General features: G+C 62.5%; 14 protein-coding genes. 4 read left to right on the top strand and 10 right to left on the bottom strand.

What is annotated here, in order from left to right; translation table 11 throughout:
- Positions 1-91: 91 nt before the first annotated feature.
- The 4 genes from J2X54_RS20085 to J2X54_RS20070 all read right to left on the bottom strand — a co-directional run bounded on the left by J2X54_RS20085 (position 92) and on the right by J2X54_RS20070 (position 4,271).
- Entirely contained in the window at positions 92-2,464 is a 2,373-nt protein-coding gene (locus J2X54_RS20085) for a bifunctional (p)ppGpp synthetase/guanosine-3',5'-bis(diphosphate) 3'-pyrophosphohydrolase (protein ID WP_310183011.1), read from the bottom strand.
- 57 nt (positions 2,465-2,521) lie between these two features.
- Positions 2,522-2,725, bottom strand: a complete 204-nt coding sequence (gene rpoZ, locus J2X54_RS20080) for a DNA-directed RNA polymerase subunit omega (protein WP_019922806.1) — start codon at positions 2,723-2,725, stop codon at positions 2,522-2,524.
- 20 nt (positions 2,726-2,745) lie between these two features.
- The gene (gmk, locus tag J2X54_RS20075) at positions 2,746-3,384 is read right to left on the bottom strand and encodes a guanylate kinase (RefSeq protein WP_070248707.1); all 639 of its coding nucleotides are present in this window, start codon (positions 3,382-3,384) and stop codon (positions 2,746-2,748) included.
- 95 nt (positions 3,385-3,479) lie between these two features.
- The gene (locus J2X54_RS20070) at positions 3,480-4,271 is read right to left on the bottom strand and encodes a DUF72 domain-containing protein (RefSeq protein ID WP_310183006.1); all 792 of its coding nucleotides are present in this window, start codon (positions 4,269-4,271) and stop codon (positions 3,480-3,482) included.
- A gap of 124 nt (positions 4,272-4,395) precedes the next feature.
- On the opposite strand from J2X54_RS20070, the gene J2X54_RS20065 reads away from it, so the two are divergent.
- Positions 4,396-4,683: a putative quinol monooxygenase gene (locus J2X54_RS20065; protein WP_070248710.1), complete on the top strand. Its 288-nt coding sequence runs from the start codon at positions 4,396-4,398 to the stop codon at positions 4,681-4,683.
- Between the two features lie 61 nt (positions 4,684-4,744).
- On the opposite strand, the gene J2X54_RS20060 is transcribed toward J2X54_RS20065, so the two are convergent.
- On the bottom strand, positions 4,745-5,635 hold the full coding sequence (locus J2X54_RS20060) for a YicC/YloC family endoribonuclease (RefSeq protein WP_070248712.1): 891 nt from the start codon (positions 5,633-5,635) through the stop codon (positions 4,745-4,747).
- Between the two features lie 266 nt (positions 5,636-5,901).
- On the opposite strand from J2X54_RS20060, the gene rph reads away from it, so the two are divergent.
- The 3 genes from rph to hemW all read left to right on the top strand — a co-directional run bounded on the left by rph (position 5,902) and on the right by hemW (position 8,565).
- Entirely contained in the window at positions 5,902-6,633 is a 732-nt protein-coding gene (gene rph, locus J2X54_RS20055; protein WP_070248713.1) for a ribonuclease PH, read from the top strand.
- Between the two features lie 61 nt (positions 6,634-6,694).
- Positions 6,695-7,279 carry an RdgB/HAM1 family non-canonical purine NTP pyrophosphatase gene (gene rdgB, locus J2X54_RS20050; protein ID WP_070248715.1) on the top strand — a complete coding sequence of 195 codons (585 nt, stop codon included), beginning with the start codon at positions 6,695-6,697 and terminating at the stop codon, positions 7,277-7,279.
- On the top strand, positions 7,276-8,565 hold the full coding sequence (gene hemW / locus J2X54_RS20045) for a radical SAM family heme chaperone HemW (protein ID WP_310183002.1): 1,290 nt from the start codon (positions 7,276-7,278) through the stop codon (positions 8,563-8,565). The genes rdgB and hemW overlap by 4 nt, the downstream gene beginning before the upstream one ends.
- Here the strand turns inward: hemW and J2X54_RS20040 are convergent.
- From J2X54_RS20040 to J2X54_RS20020, 5 genes are all read right to left on the bottom strand, one after another.
- Complete coding sequence (locus J2X54_RS20040; RefSeq protein WP_310183000.1) at positions 8,562-10,337, bottom strand: methyl-accepting chemotaxis protein; 1,776 nt, start codon at positions 10,335-10,337, stop codon at positions 8,562-8,564. The two genes, hemW and J2X54_RS20040, sit on opposite strands and share 4 nt — an antisense overlap.
- Before the next feature lie 115 nt (positions 10,338-10,452).
- Complete coding sequence (locus tag J2X54_RS20035) at positions 10,453-11,526, bottom strand: patatin-like phospholipase family protein (protein ID WP_310182997.1); 1,074 nt, start codon at positions 11,524-11,526, stop codon at positions 10,453-10,455.
- Positions 11,527-11,529: 3 nt separating this feature from the next.
- Positions 11,530-12,465, bottom strand: coding sequence for a transaldolase (gene tal / locus J2X54_RS20030; RefSeq protein ID WP_056140631.1), 936 nt, complete (start codon positions 12,463-12,465; stop codon positions 11,530-11,532).
- 78 nt (positions 12,466-12,543) lie between these two features.
- Positions 12,544-12,942 (bottom strand): response regulator, encoded by a 399-nt coding sequence (locus J2X54_RS20025; protein ID WP_310182994.1) that lies wholly within the window; start codon positions 12,940-12,942, stop codon positions 12,544-12,546.
- A gap of 9 nt (positions 12,943-12,951) precedes the next feature.
- The gene (locus J2X54_RS20020; RefSeq protein WP_310182990.1) at positions 12,952-14,415 is read right to left on the bottom strand and encodes an ATPase domain-containing protein; all 1,464 of its coding nucleotides are present in this window, start codon (positions 14,413-14,415) and stop codon (positions 12,952-12,954) included.
- Positions 14,416-14,509 lie beyond the last annotated feature (94 nt).

Genomic DNA, 14,509 nt, shown 5'->3' with positions numbered 1-14,509 from the left:
CCATCGCAGCGCTACGCATGCCTTACCACTTGGGGTCGGACCCCGTGCGGGGTCCGACCCCCGGCTTTGGCCGTGCGGGTTGAAGGAAAAATCAACTCCGCTCGCGCAGGATGCGGTTCACGCCGTTCACGCGGCGGACATTGCGCAGCAGGCCGGCCAGGTGCACGCGGTCTTTCACCTGGATGGTAAAGCGCAGCTGGTGCAGCACGTTGTCCTTGTCCTCGTCCATGCCGACATAGGTGATGTTGGCGTCGGACTCGCCGATTTCGGCTGCCACGCGCGCCAGGATGCCTTTTTCGTTGTTGATCAACAGCTTGATGCGGCAGTCGAAACGGCGGTTCATCTCGGTGCCCCACTTGACCGCGATCCAGCGGTCCGGTTCCTTGGTCTTCTGGCGCTTGGCGATGGTGCAATCGGTGGTGTGCACCAGCAGGCCCTGGTCGCGGCGCAGCTGGCCGATGATGGAATCGCCCGGAATCGGCAGGCAGCACGGCGCCAGTTGTACCGAGACGCCTTCGCTGCCGCAGATGGTGACCGGGTCGAGCTCGGTAGCGCTGTTGTGGTCGATCGGCGCGCTGGCCGATTCGCCGCCGCGCAAACCGAAGATGTGACGCGCCACCAGCGCGGCCATGCGCTTGCCGATGCCGATGTCGGCATACAGCTCGTCGAGCGACTTGGCGCTCGATTCGTTGAGCAGGCGCTCGGTCAGGTGTTCTTCGAGCAGCGCCGACATGCCCAGCGAGGTCAGCGCCTGCGCCAGCAATTGCTCGCCCAAGGTGATCGACTCGGGCAGGTTGATGGTGCGCAGGTGGTGGCGGATCGCCGAGCGCGCCTTGCCGGTTCGCACGAACGACAGCCAGCTCGGGCTTGGACGCGAATTGGAGTCGGTAACGATTTCCACGATGTCGCCGTTGCGCAGCTCGGTGCGCAACGACACCGGTTCGTGGTTGATCATGGCCGATACCGTGTGGTCGCCGATGCCGGTGTGGATCGAATACGCAAAGTCGATCGGCGTGGCGCCACGCGGCAGGGCGATGATTTTCGACTTGGGCGTAAACACGTACACCGAATCGGGGAACAGGTCGACCTTGACGTGTTCGAGGAACTCGGCCGAGTCGCCGGTCTGCTGCTGGATGTCGAGCAGCGACTGCAGCCATGCATGGGTGCGCTGCTGCATGTCCGACAGATTGGAATCGGCGTTCTTGTACAGCCAGTGCGCCGCCACGCCGGACTCGGCGGTACGATGCATTTCCTGGGTGCGGATCTGGAACTCGACCGGCGTGCCGTACGGGCCGATCAGGGTCGTGTGCAGCGACTGGTAACCGTTGAGCTTGCGAATCGCAATATAGTCCTTGAACTTTCCCGGCATCGGCTTGTACAGCGAGTGCAGGGTGCCCAGCGCCACGTAGCAATTGGGGAAGGTATCGACCACCACGCGGAAACCGTACACGTCGAGCACTTGCGAGAACGACAGGTGCTTGTTGCGCATCTTTTTGTAGATGCCGAACAGCGTTTTTTCGCGGCCATACACTTCCGCCTCGATACCGGCCACGCCCAGCGTATTCTTCACCGATTCGAGGATCTTGGTGACCACTTCGCGGCGGTTGCCGCGCGCCGCCTTGACGGCCTTGGCCAGGGTGCGATAGCGCAGCGGGTACAGGTGCGAGAACGACAGGTCCTGTAGCTCGCGGTAGATATTGTTCAGGCCCAGGCGGTGCGCGATGGGCACGTACACTTCCATGGTCTCGCGCGAGATGCGGGCCTTCTTGTTCGGCGCCATCACTTCCATGGTGCGCATATTGTGCAGGCGGTCGGCCAGCTTGATCAGGATGACGCGCACGTCGGACGCCATCGCCAGCAGCATCTTGCGGAAGTTTTCCGCCTGCGCTTCGATCTGGCTCTGGAATTCGATTTTATCGAGTTTCGACAAACCATCGACCAGGTTGGCCACCGGCGCGCCGAAGCGTTCGATCAACTCGTCCTTCTTGACGTCCTGGTCTTCCATCACGTCGTGCAGCAGCGCGGCCATGATCGCTTGCGCGTCGAGCTTCCAGTCGGCGCAGATTTCAGCCACGGCGATCGGGTGCGAAATATACGGCTCGCCCGACTTGCGGACTTGGCCCAGGTGCATTTCATCCGAGAAGCGATAGGCTTCCTTGACCTTTTTCAGGTCGGCGGCATTCATGTACTCGGACAGTTTTTCGGTCAGGTGCGTGACCGAGGCAACGCCGGCGGTCAGGGTAGGCGTAGCCAGGGGCGACGAGGAAATCACGGGGGGAGCTGGTGGTGGCACGGATGCTGCGATGGTAGAGGCGGTGCTATCCCCTGCATTGTTTCCGGACGTAATAGCGGTGGACGGCGCGTTGGACGTCAAGGTGGACGTGACTGCGGCCGGCGCGGTGGCCGGCTGCTTGGCCCGGGAGGGCTTGCCGTTCAGTGTCAGGTCGGCAGGGATCAGGTTCATACGTGTGCGTTCCGTCGAGTTGAGGATGCATTCTCCACCTTCGGGAACGCGTCCACCTTACATGGGGACTTTTTTCAACATTTCGATACCGACTTTGCCAGCGGCGATTTCACGCAGGGCGACCACGGTAGGCTTGTCCTTGGCTTCCACTTTCGGCGTGTGGCCTTGCAGCAGTTGGCGCGCGCGGTAGGTGGCTGCCAGGGTCAGCTGGAAACGGTTAGGGATGTTCTTGAGACAGTCTTCAATAGTAATGCGTGCCATGATATAGCTCCTAAAATCTTTTATTCAGCGTGGATACCCAATTGGGCAAATAGCGAGGCGTTGCGTGCCGCTTGTTGCGCAAACCGGCAACGGGCCGCTCTGACAATCGCGGTCAGCTCGGACAACGCGATTGCGAATTCTTCGTTGATGATAGCATACTCGAACTCGGGCGCGTGGGCGATTTCTCCCCCTGCGGCCAGCAGCCGGCGGGTGATCACGTGGGGCTCGTCGGTGGCGCGTTTTTTCAGTCGTTCTTCGAGCGCATCGATCGATGGCGGCAGGATGAAAATGCCGGTCGCCTGCGGGAACTGCTTCTTCACCTGGCGTGCGCCCTGCCAGTCGATTTCCAGCAAAATATCGGTGCCGGTCTTCATCTGCTGTTCGACCATGATGCGCGACGTGCCGTAGTAATTACCGTGCACTTCGGCCCACTCCAGGAACTCGCCGGCTTCGGCGCGCGCGACGAAATCTTCGGCGGTGGTGAACCAGTATTCCTTGCCGTGGGTTTCACCGGGACGCGGCGCGCGCGTGGTGGTGGAAATCGACAGCTTGATCGCCGGCTCCTGCGCCAGCAGGGCATTGACCAGCGTGGACTTGCCGGCGCCCGACGGCGCGGCCACCACGAACAAGCTGCCGGCGAAAGCGTTGGTTAAGCTCATGTTTATCTTCCCGACTCTAAACGTCAAAGGCGCCAACCAGGCGCCCAAAGACGTATTTTACCAAGAGCCATGAGCGCGCTGCCATTTACCCGCGTTTACAATAATCCGATCAGATGCTGCGCCGCCGCCGGCGCCCGTTCCTTGGCGCCGTTAATGAAATAGATGAACACGTCGCGCGTGGTTTTGCTGTCCTTGGCGGTGCCCACCAGCGGCAGGTGATCGGGCGCGGAGCCTTGCTGCCATTGGCCTGCTGCGGTCGCCCATTTTTTCAATGCCGGCTTGGTGTAGCCGGTAATCCTGCTGCTGTCGGCATTGAGCAGGCGCGCGTACACGAAGCTGCCGGTCACATCGGCAAACGACGGGAAGTCCGGTGCATCGGCAAACACGGTCGCCACCTTGTACTTGCGCGCCAGTTTCAGGTAGTCGTCGCACATGAAGCTGTCGTGGCGGACGTCGAGCACGTGGCGCAGTTTGCGCGTGCCAAGTTTGGCCGGCAGCAGTTTGAAGAAGGATTCGAGGTCGTCGGGATCGAACTGCTTGGTGGGCGCCAGTTGCCACAGCAGCGGACCGAGCTTGTCGCCCAGTTCGGCCAGGCCGCTGTTGACGAAGCGCTCGACCGATTCGCCGGCTTCGGCCAGTACGCGGCGGTTACTGGCGTAGCGGCTGGCCTTGACGGAGAAAACGAAGTCGTCCGGCGTTTGCGCGTGCCAAGATGCGAAGTGTTCGGGCTTGGCGGTGCGGTAATAGGTGCCGTTGATTTCGATGCTGGTGACCTGGCGGCTGGCATATTCCAGCGCCTTTTTTTGCGGCACGTCTTGCGGATAAAACGTCTCGCGCCAGGGCGCGTAATCCCATCCGCCGATGCCTACCCGAATTGACGTCGCCATGTTGCGCTCCAAAGTTGAGCTAACCAGTTGAGCTCAAATCATAGCGGGATTTTTAAAGCCGGGCTCTTTTCCTTTGGCAAACGAACCCAATACTAACGGGATCTGTCACTCACCGGAAAACCACATGAAAGACCTGATCGTCGTCGCCACCCTGACCGCCAAGCCCGGCCACGAGGCCGCCCTTAAAGCCGCACTGGAAAAAATCGTCCCGCCCAGCCGCGCCGAAGCGGGCTGCTCGCGTTACGAGCTGCACGGCGATATCGAACAGCCGGGACGGTTTGTGATGATCGAGACATGGCGCGACCAGCAGGCGCTGACCGAGCATGAAGCCACGCCGCACTTCCAGGCGCTGGTGCAGGAAGTGGGCGGCAAGGCAGACATACAGGTATTAAAACTGGACAAGCTGCTGTAATCGCCAACTTGAATTCCGTCATCCTCGCGTGCGCGAGGATGACGGAGCGTAAGCAGGAGGATTACTCCAGGTTCTGCACCTGTTCGCGCATCTGCTCGATCAGCAGTTTCAGTTCCATCGATGCATCGGCCAGTTCCTTCACCGACGCCTTGGCGCCCAGGGTGTTGGCTTCGCGGTTGAGCTCCTGCATCATGAAGTCCAGGCGCTTGCCGACCTGGCCGCCTTTTTTCAGGATGTGGCGGGTTTCGCCCAGGTGCGCCGACAGCCGGCCCAGCTCTTCGGCGACGTCGATGCGGATGCCGTACAGGATCACTTCCTGGCGGATGCGCTCGAGCGCATCCTGGCGCGACAGCGACGAGTTCGAGCCCTGGCAGGCCAGGCCCAGCGCGTCCTGCATGCGCTCGACGGCTTTTTGCTGGAACGCCGCCACCACTTGCGGAATCAGGGGCGTGATGCGTTTGACGATCGCTTCCATCGCCTCGATGCGGGAAATGAGCATCGCTTCGAGCGCCGCGCCTTCGCGCTGGCGGCTCACGACAAACGCCTGCACCGTGCGCACGGTAAGCGCGGCGACGTCGGCCTGCAGCGACTCCTGGCCGATTTGCGCTTCCTCGATCACGCCGGGCCAGCGCAGCAGTTCGGCCACCGACATGGCCTGGGCGGCGGGAAAGTGCGCGCCCACTTCGGCCTGCAAGCGTTGCAACTCGGTCAGCAACGGCATGTTCAGCGCCTGCGCGCCCGTGGTGGCTGCCTTGCGGCCAAAGCTCAGGCGCAGTTCCACCTTGCCGCGCGTGATGGCAGCCATGATCGCCGCGCGCAGATCGGGTTCAAGCGCGCGTAAATCGTCATTAATTCGAAACTGAAGATCGAGAAACCGGGAGTTGACACTCTTGATCTCGATGGTCAGTGTGCCCGCCGCACTCTCACTGGTGGCGACCGCGTAGCCCGTCATGCTGGAAATGCTCAATGGATATCCCCGATTAATCTTTTACAAAACAGTGACTTATCCAACATCCGGTGCTGCAGGCAAAAAGTATTGTGGCTGCGCTCCACAATGTCTCTCTGCCGGATGGTCTGGAAATTGCTGGATATTGCATTGTAAAGAAAATTGCGGCTGGTGGGTTCAGTATTGTTTACCGGAACTGTAGGGTTGGCGCGGTTGTGCCAGCGCCCGTTGTGGTCTATGCTGCCGGACGATCAATTTGCCAGGAATACACTATGACCCTAGACACCCGCCCGAGCGGCCGCGCCGTCGATGCGCTGCGCACCCTGCGCCTGACCCGCGACTACACCAAGCATGCCGAAGGTTCGGTGCTGATCGAGTGCGGCGACACCAAGGTCATATGTACCGCCAGTATCGAAGACAAGGTGCCCGGCTTCCTGAAAGGCAAGGGTCAGGGCTGGATGACGGCCGAATACGGCATGCTGCCGCGCTCCACCCACACCCGCATGGACCGCGAGGCGGCGCGCGGAAAGCAGTCGGGCCGCACCCAGGAAATCCAGCGCCTGATCGGCCGCTCGCTGCGCGCCGCGTTTGACCTCAATGCCTTCGGCGAACGCACCCTGCACCTCGATTGCGACGTGATCCAGGCCGACGGCGGCACCCGCACCGCGTCGATCACCGGCGCCATGGTGGCTGCGTACGACGCCTTTGCCAAGCTGGTCGCGCGCGGCGCGGTGCCGGCCATCCCGCTGAAAAACTTCGTGGCGGCCATCTCGGTGGGCGTGTACCAGGGCACGCCGGTGCTCGACCTCGACTACATCGAGGACTCCAACTGCGATACCGACATGAACGTGGTCATGAACGACGCCGGCCATTTCATCGAAGTGCAGGGCACGGCCGAAGGCGCGGCGTTCGACCGCGACGGCATGAACCGCCTGCTGGACCTGGCGCAGGGCGGCATTGCCGACCTGATCGTGCTGCAAAAGCAGGCGCTGGGCCTCGCCTGAGGTTCGGTCCCCCTAAACGGTTTACAATGGCGGCTTCCCAGAATTTGAAGCCGCCATCGCCATGACCCAACGCCTGATCCTCGCCTCCAACAACGCCGGCAAACTCAAGGAATTCAACCAGCTGCTCGCCACCGTTGGCTACTCGGTCCACGCCCAGGGCGAGTACGACGTGCCGGAAGCGGACGAACCGTTCCATACCTTTGTAGAAAACGCCCTGCAAAAAGCCCGCCATGCCGCGCGCATCACCGGCTTGCCGGCGCTGGCCGACGACTCGGGCGTGTGCATCAACGCCTTTGGCGGCGCGCCCGGCGTGTACTCGGCGCGGTTTGCCGGCGAGCCGAAGTCCGACGCCCGCAACAACGAAAAAATGGTGGCCGACCTGGCTGCGCACACCGACCGCTCGGCCTATTATTACTGCGTGCTGGTGTTCGTGCGTCATGCCGACGACCCGCAGCCGATCATTGCCGACGGCCGGTGGAATGGCGAAATGCTCGACGCGCCGCGCGGGACCGGCGGCTTCGGCTACGACCCGTATTTCTACATCCCGGCGCTGGGCAAGTGCGCCGCCGAGCTCACTTCCGACGAAAAGAACGCCTTGTCGCACCGCGGCCAGGCCTTGCGTGCGCTGGTAGAGAAGCTGAAATGATACCGATCAAGATTGTCGGCGCCACCAGCAAAGCCACCAGTACAGCGACCAGTACAGTTGACAAGGTGGCTGCCGGCGCTGACCTCGGGGACGCTGCCGGCGTCGCCCTCAAGTACCTGAAAAGCGGTGCGCTCAACCTGACCGCGCTGCCGCCGCTGTCGCTCTACATCCACTTCCCGTGGTGCGTGCGCAAGTGCCCGTATTGCGATTTCAATTCGCACGAGGCAAAAGAGGGCGGTGCCTTCCCCGAGCAGGAATACCTGGACGCGCTGCGCCTCGACCTGGAAATGGCGCTGCCATTGATTTGGGGGCGCAAGATCTACACGATCTTCATCGGCGGCGGTACCCCGAGCCTGATGTCGGCGGCAGGCCTGGACCGGCTGCTCTCCGACGTGCGCACCCTGCTGCCGCTCGATGCCGATACCGAGATCACCATGGAAGCCAACCCGGGCACGTTCGAGGCGGAAAAATTCCGCGCGTACCGGGCCAGCGGCATCAATCGCCTGTCGATCGGCATCCAGAGTTTCAACGCCCGCCACCTGAAGGCGCTCGGCCGCATCCACGACGACGGCGAGGCCAAGCGGGCGGTGGAAATCGCGCTCGATAACTTCGACAACTTCAACCTCGACCTGATGTACGCGCTGCCATCGCAGACTTTGGACGAAGCGCGCCAAGATCTCGAGACCGCCATGGCCTTCAAGCCGCCGCACCTGTCGCTGTACCACCTGACCATGGAGCCGAACACGCTGTTCGCCAAGTATCCGCCGGCGCTGCCCGACGACGACGCCAGTGCCGACATGCAGGACATGATCGCCGAGCTCACTGCCGCCAACGGCTACCAGCACTACGAAGTGTCGGCGTATGCGAAAGAGGGCAAGCGCGCGCGCCACAATCTTAACTATTGGGAGTTCGGCGACTACCTCGGCATCGGCGCCGGCGCCCATTCGAAGCTGTCGTTCCCGCACCGGGTGCTGCGCCAGGCCCGTTACAAGCAGCCGCGCGCGTACATGGACCAGGCCAGGCTGGGCGCGCCGGTACAGGAAGAGCACGAAATATCACGTGACGACATGGGCTTCGAGTTCATGCTCAACACCTTGCGCCTGCGCGGCGGCTTCGATCCCAACCTGTTTGCCGAGCGTACCGGCATGAGCATGAACGCCATCGAAAAGACCTTGAATGCAGCAGAGGCCAAGGGACTGATCTACCGCGATTACAAGGTCATTCGGCCTACCGAGCTGGGGCTGCGATTCTTGAATGATCTGCAGGAAATGTTCCTGGGGACTTAAAACTCTTCCCAGTCCTGGTCGCTGCCCACGGTTGCCGGTTTACGCGGCGCCGAAGCCAACGCTGGCTTCGGCGCCGGCTTAGCTGCCGGCTTAGTTGCCGGCTTAGTTGCCAGCTTAACTGCGGTTTTTAAAGCGGGGGCCGGCTGTCTCGCCGCCACCGGCCTGGTCGCCGGCGCCACCTTGCGTGGGGCAGCAGCCACCACCGGCGCTGCCGCCATCCCGGCCTCCAGCCGGAACGACGACGCCACGTCTGCCAGCCGTTCGGCCTGCTCCTGCATGCTGGCCGCCGCTGCTGCCGCTTCTTCCACCAGCGCCGCGTTTTGCTGCGTGACCTGGTCCATCTGCGTGATGGCCGTGTTGACCTGGTCGATGCCGATGCTTTGTTCGCTCGACGCCGAGGTGATCTCGCCCATGATATCGGTCACGCGGCGCACGCTGGCCACCACGTCGTCCATGGTGGCGCCGGCTTCCTGCACCAGCTTCGAGCCGATATCGACCTGGTCCACCGAGTTGCCGATCAATTCCTTGATCTCCTTGGCTGCGCCGGCCGAGCGCTGCGCCAGGTTGCGCACTTCGGACGCCACCACCGCAAAGCCGCGTCCCTGTTCGCCGGCGCGTGCCGCTTCCACGGCGGCGTTGAGCGCCAGGATATTGGTCTGGAAGGCGATGCCGTCGATGACGGAAATGATGTCGTAGATCTTGCGCGACGAATCGTTGATGGTGCCCATGGTGTTGACCACCTGGCTGACGATGGCGCCGCCTTTTTCCGCCACCTCCGACGCGGTCTTGGCCAGCTGGTTGGCCTGGCGCGCGTTGTCGGCGTTCTGGCGCACGGTGGACGTCAGTTCTTCCATCGACGAGGCGGTTTCCTCGAGCGAACTGGCTTGCTCCTCGGTGCGCTGCGACAGGTCCATATTGCCGGCGGCAATTTCATGCGAGGCGCTGGCGATGGTGCGGGTGCCGGTCTGCACCTGGCTCACCACCTTGACCAGCGCATCGTTCATGCCCTTCAGGGCCGTCATCAGCGCGCCGATTTCCGAGCGCTGGACTTGCGTGTCGAAGCGGGTAGTGAGGTCGCCGTCGGCCACCTTGGCAGCGATATCGACCGCCGACTTCAACGGCACCGTGATCGAGCGTGAAATGACCCAGGCCGCTGCCGAGCCGATGGTCACCATCAGTACCGTGAGCAGGAGCAGCAACTGGTTGGCACGGTCATTGGCCGCGTCGATGGCGCGGGCGGTGGCGTCGATGGCCTTGCGCTGGTGCGCCAGCAAGCCTTCCACCGCCACCGAATAAGCCTTGGCGGCAGGGATGAATTCGCCGTTGAAGATTTTTTCGGAAGCAGCGTCGTCACCGGCCGCGCGGGCTTTGCCGACGGCGGTTTTCAGGTTCTGGTAATTGGTGCGCAGGACCACGATCTTGTCGAACATGGCGCGTTCCTCGTCGCTGGCGACGAGTTCCTTGACCTTGCCCATCAACTCGGCGCCACGCTTGCTGCTGGCCGCGATCACGTCGGCGAAGATGGTGGGCAGCGTGGCGTCCTTGCTGCGGGCGATCAGTTCGGTACGGGCGATGGCCGAGTACATCAGCACATACCAGTCGGAAACCAGGCGCTCCTTGGCCAGCGGCTTTTCCATCATCTCGCGGGTGGCGTTAGCCTGGCTGCGGGCGTTCAGCAGTCCCACGGTGGTGGCGACCAGGGCCAGCAGCAAGACGATGCCGAAGGCGACGGCCAGGCGGGTGCCGATGCGCATGTGCGAAAGAAAATTCATGGTGGGTTCTCCGTTTTTATAATGCCAACTAGCACACTTCAAGTATGCGCCCGGGGCCGGAGGAGGTCATCAATATCAGCGTATTTTGTTGCTTTTTGGTAGCATTGTGACGCCTCTAGAAAGATAATGTTGCGTTCAGATCGGGCTTGTCGCACCAGCGCGCGAACGCTTCCGCCATCCGTTCGCTCTCGCCGATGGCGTGCAGCCAGTGGCCGATGCGGGTGTCGTGGTGCTGGCCGTAGGCAGTAAAGTCCTTGCGGTCCGGCAGCTTGCCGTTGGGCAGGCTGGCGATGAAGTCGGCCGACGGCGAAACCAGGATGAGGTTGTCCATGGCCGCATCATTGGCGCGGCGCCAAGGCATCGATTTGTCGAGCCACCCCGGCACGATGTAGTCACTGAAATGCGGGTAGAGCACCAGGTCCGGGTCGCGCTGGTAGGGCAGGTGCAGGTGGTAGTCGATCAGACCGCCATCCCAGTGTGGGCCGGGCGGCGCCCCCGCGATACCGCTGACCGCCTCGAGCACCAGCGGAATCGCGCCCGACGCCTGCATGGCGTCGCGCAGGTTGTCGGCAGCAAGATTCACGAAGTGGGCGGCAAACGCATCGAAGGGCTGGCGCAGCCACTGGACGTTGTCTTGCGCATGATGAAACACCACCCGCTCCATCGATGCCGCCAGGCGGCTGCGCGCAACGGCATTGCCGGCGGCAGCCATCAAAAAACCGGTCATCTCGCGCCAGCGCAGGCCATTGCTGCGCCCGAGCGCGCCGGTGCCGCGCACGGTCAGAATATTCACATGGTGATGCGGGTGAGCGATCACTTCGGCATGGCGCCCGTCGAGCAATTCATCGAGCAGGCTGCGGATGTTCTGGCTGATGTAGGCGGCGGTCACCTTGGCCGGATAGCGCTGGTGCGCATACAGGTGCGCCAGCCGCTTGTGCCCGGCCACCGGGTCGGCAAACGCCGCAGCGGCCATGCGCCAGGCCCCGATCGACGCCCCGACCAGCTTGCGCGGCCGCGGTGCGCCCTTGAGAAAACTGCCGAACAGCCACAAGTCGAGGCCATTCAGAATCAAGCCCTTGGGCCCGCCAGCAGCGGCCGGCACGATCGCCACATCACTGGCCTGCAAGCCATCGAGAGCAATTCGCGCCCGCGCCCGCCGGCCGAGCCGGATGGTGATCGGCGACGCCAAGTGTTAGCGCATGCCCGAGATGATTTGCTTGAGTTTGCCGGTGTCGGCGCAGAAGGCGCGGATGCCCTCGGACAGTTTTTCGGTGGCCATCTGGTCTTCGTTGAGCTGGAAGCGGAATTTCTTTTCATCGAGGCTGATCTTGACGGCGCCGGCCGAGGGGGCGTTTTCCGGGCTCAGCTTGCGCTCGATCTTGCCGTCGGTGTCGGCCAGCTTTTGCAGCAGGTCGGGGCTGATGGTGAGCAGGTCGCAGCCAGCCAGTTCCAGGATCTGGCCGGTGTTGCGGAAGCTCGCGCCCATCACTTCGGTGCTGTAGCCAAACTTGCGGTAGTAGTTATAGATGCGCTTGACCGACTGCACGCCCGGGTCTTCGGACGGGGTGTACTCGATGCCGGTCGATTTCTTGTACCAGTCGTAGATGCGGCCCACGAACGGCGAAATCAGCTGGGCGCCCGCTTCGGCGCACGCGATCGCCTGGCCCAGCGAGAACAGCAGGGTCATATTGCAGTGGATGCCTTCTTTTTCCAGCACCTGGGCGGCGCGGATGCCTTCCCAGGTGGCGGCCATCTTGATCAGCACGCGCTCGCGCTCGATGCCGGCCGCTTCGTACAGCTTGATCAGTTCGCGTCCCTTGGCGATCGAGCCTTCGGTGTCGAACGACAGGCCGGCGTCGATTTCGGTGGACACGCGGCCCGGGATCACGCGCAGGATCTGCTTGCCGAAGGCCACCAGCAGGTGGTCAATGGTGTCGGACGTCGAGCGGTCGAGATTGTCGCGCACGGCTTTTTCCAGCAGCGGCTTGTACTCGTCCTTTTGCACGGCTTTGAGGATCAGCGACGGGTTGGTGGTGGCGTCGCGCGGCGTGTAGGCCTGGATCGACTGGAAATCACCGGTGTCGGCGACCACGGTGGTGAATTGCTTGAGTTGTTCGAGTTGGTTCATGGCGCTGCCCGAGTGAGTGATTGCCTTATTGTACTCAAGCGTGGCCTAAGCGGAAAGACAACACCGTACAACAGCGTATTATTTCCGCGTGGCGATCAGGCGGGCGATCTCGGCCACCAGCGCCTCGAACGGCACCGGCTTGCGGAAAAAGGTATCGTAGGGCAGCGTCTCGTCGCGACGCAGCAGGCCGGCGCTGGCCAGGATGAACGGGATGTGCCGCAGGTCGGGGTCGGCGCGCCAGAGCAGGCACAGCTGGGCGCCGTCCATCACCGGCATCATGTAGTCGGAAATCACGATATCGGGCCGCTCCAGCGCGGCCATCGCCAGCGCCTCCTCGCCATTGCCGGCCGTGCGCACGCGGTAGCCGCGGTACTCGAACAGCATGGTGTAGGCCGACAGGACGTCGAATTCGTCGTCCACTACCAGGATCAGCTTGCCGTCCGGGTGTGCGTCGGGAGTTGCGGGGAAGTCGCTCATGTCATCTCTTCATAGCGTCGGCGTGAGGTGGACCGGACCCGCGACAGCTTCCTCGATGCTCATGCCCTGGTCGGAAATGAGCAGGATGTGGTTGGCGGCGTCGTAACCGTTTTCGCGCAGCTTGAGCACGCCGATCTGGCGGCGGTTGATGCCGTTCACATCGACGTAGCGCATCAGGATGATGTTTTCGAACAGCATCGACGCGGCGATTTCGCCATCGCCCGGTGCCTGGCCGAAATACGCCAGTTCCTGGGTAAAGAAAGTAGTGACGTTGCGGCAGCGCAGCTCGTTGACCAGCGCCGCCAGGAACGAGCGCGAACGGCCCGGGTGCATGACGATCTCGCGCAGGCCGTCGATGCCATCGACCAGCAGACGCGACACATGGCGCGCTTCGACATTGCGCAGCATGGTGTGGGCCAGGCTGTCGACCAGCACTTCCAGGGGCGGGTTCCAGATCACCTGCAAGGCGCCGCTGTCGTAATAGGTGCGGAAATCGAGGCCCACGCTGCGCGCCTTTTCCAGCAAGGCCTCGGGCGACTCGTAAAAGCCGATGATCAAACAAGGCTCGCCGCGTTTGAGGCCATCGTAAATGAAGTGCATGCCCATCAGGGTCTTGCCCACGCCGGGGTTGCCCAGCAGCGCCGTGGTGGAACCCTTGGCGACGCCGCCATGCGTGAGGCGATCCCAGCCCTCGATACCGAAACCGAGCCGCTGGCGCGACACTCCCGGCATGGCGCCGGTAGAGGTGCTTACCGCTTCCAGGCGCGGGTAGATGGCGATGCCGTTGGCGCCCACCTCGAACACGTGCCGGCCCAGCAGGTGCTTGCTACCACGCAATTTAAATACCTTGATTTCGCGGATCAGGTTGAGGCCATGTTCATACTGGCTCAGCTCGATCAGGCCATCGACCAGGGTATTTTCCGAGTCCGCCACATTGCCCTCGGTAGGCGAGAGCAGGAACGTGGTGCAGCGCATGGTCGATACCAGCGAGTTCAGCGAGAGCATGAATTCGGACAACGCCACGTCGGTCGGCTTGGCATCGCGCACGGTGCGGAAACCATCGATGATCATGATGTCGGGACGCTGTTCGCCCAGGGTGGCGGCAATCGACTTGAGCAACTGGCGCAGGCCGCCCTTGAGCAGGTCGGGATAGGCGCCGAGGAAGACGATGCGGTCGCCCACCAGCTGTTCGTCGAAGAACGAAAAGCTGCTCAGGTGATTGAGCATCTTGCCGTGGGTTTCGGCGATCAGGGTAAGGATCAGGACTTTTTTGCCCTGGTGCGCATGGTGGTAGCCGATCTGGCAGGCCAGCGTGGTCTTGCCGCTGCCGGCCAGGCCTTGCAGCAGGTACAGGCTGTGCGAGGGAAAGCCGCCGCCCAAAATCTGGTCGAAGCCGGGCACGCCGGTTTGCAATAGCGGAATGCGGGCCGATAACGTATCGGGGGAGGGGCTGGCGGCAGAAAAGGTAGTCATGTCCACTCTCACGGGCACTGCTGCCACATATGAAGTTCTCCGATTGCAATATTGCAGTTGGAAAATTATTCACACTGTAGCATAAGGGAAGTAT

The sequence above is a fragment of the Duganella sp. 3397 genome, assembly GCF_031456625.1.
In the GTDB taxonomy this organism is placed as follows: Bacteria; Pseudomonadota; Gammaproteobacteria; order Burkholderiales; family Burkholderiaceae_D; genus Rugamonas; species Rugamonas phyllosphaerae.
Note: the sequence above shows the minus strand (reverse complement) of the source record. Positions and strands in the feature narration are given on the sequence as shown.

Excerpts from the sequence above, each read along its gene's own strand:
- J2X54_RS20085 (WP_310183011.1), bottom strand. The coding sequence starts at position 2,464 with ATGAACCTGATCCCTGCCGACCTGACACTGAACGGCAAGCCCTCCCGG.
- rpoZ (WP_019922806.1), bottom strand. The coding sequence starts at position 2,725 with ATGGCACGCATTACTATTGAAGACTGTCTCAAGAACATCCCTAACCGT.
- gmk (WP_070248707.1), bottom strand. The coding sequence starts at position 3,384 with ATGAGCTTAACCAACGCTTTCGCCGGCAGCTTGTTCGTGGTGGCCGCG.
- J2X54_RS20070 (WP_310183006.1), bottom strand. The coding sequence starts at position 4,271 with ATGGCGACGTCAATTCGGGTAGGCATCGGCGGATGGGATTACGCGCCC.
- J2X54_RS20065 (WP_070248710.1), top strand. The coding sequence starts at position 4,396 with ATGAAAGACCTGATCGTCGTCGCCACCCTGACCGCCAAGCCCGGCCAC.
- J2X54_RS20060 (WP_070248712.1), bottom strand. The coding sequence starts at position 5,635 with ATGACGGGCTACGCGGTCGCCACCAGTGAGAGTGCGGCGGGCACACTG.
- rph (WP_070248713.1), top strand. The coding sequence starts at position 5,902 with ATGACCCTAGACACCCGCCCGAGCGGCCGCGCCGTCGATGCGCTGCGC.
- rdgB (WP_070248715.1), top strand. The coding sequence starts at position 6,695 with ATGACCCAACGCCTGATCCTCGCCTCCAACAACGCCGGCAAACTCAAG.
- hemW (WP_310183002.1), top strand. The coding sequence starts at position 7,276 with ATGATACCGATCAAGATTGTCGGCGCCACCAGCAAAGCCACCAGTACA.
- J2X54_RS20040 (WP_310183000.1), bottom strand. The coding sequence starts at position 10,337 with ATGAATTTTCTTTCGCACATGCGCATCGGCACCCGCCTGGCCGTCGCC.
- tal (WP_056140631.1), bottom strand. The coding sequence starts at position 12,465 with ATGAACCAACTCGAACAACTCAAGCAATTCACCACCGTGGTCGCCGAC.
- J2X54_RS20025 (WP_310182994.1), bottom strand. The coding sequence starts at position 12,942 with ATGAGCGACTTCCCCGCAACTCCCGACGCACACCCGGACGGCAAGCTG.
- J2X54_RS20020 (WP_310182990.1), bottom strand. The coding sequence starts at position 14,415 with ATGACTACCTTTTCTGCCGCCAGCCCCTCCCCCGATACGTTATCGGCC.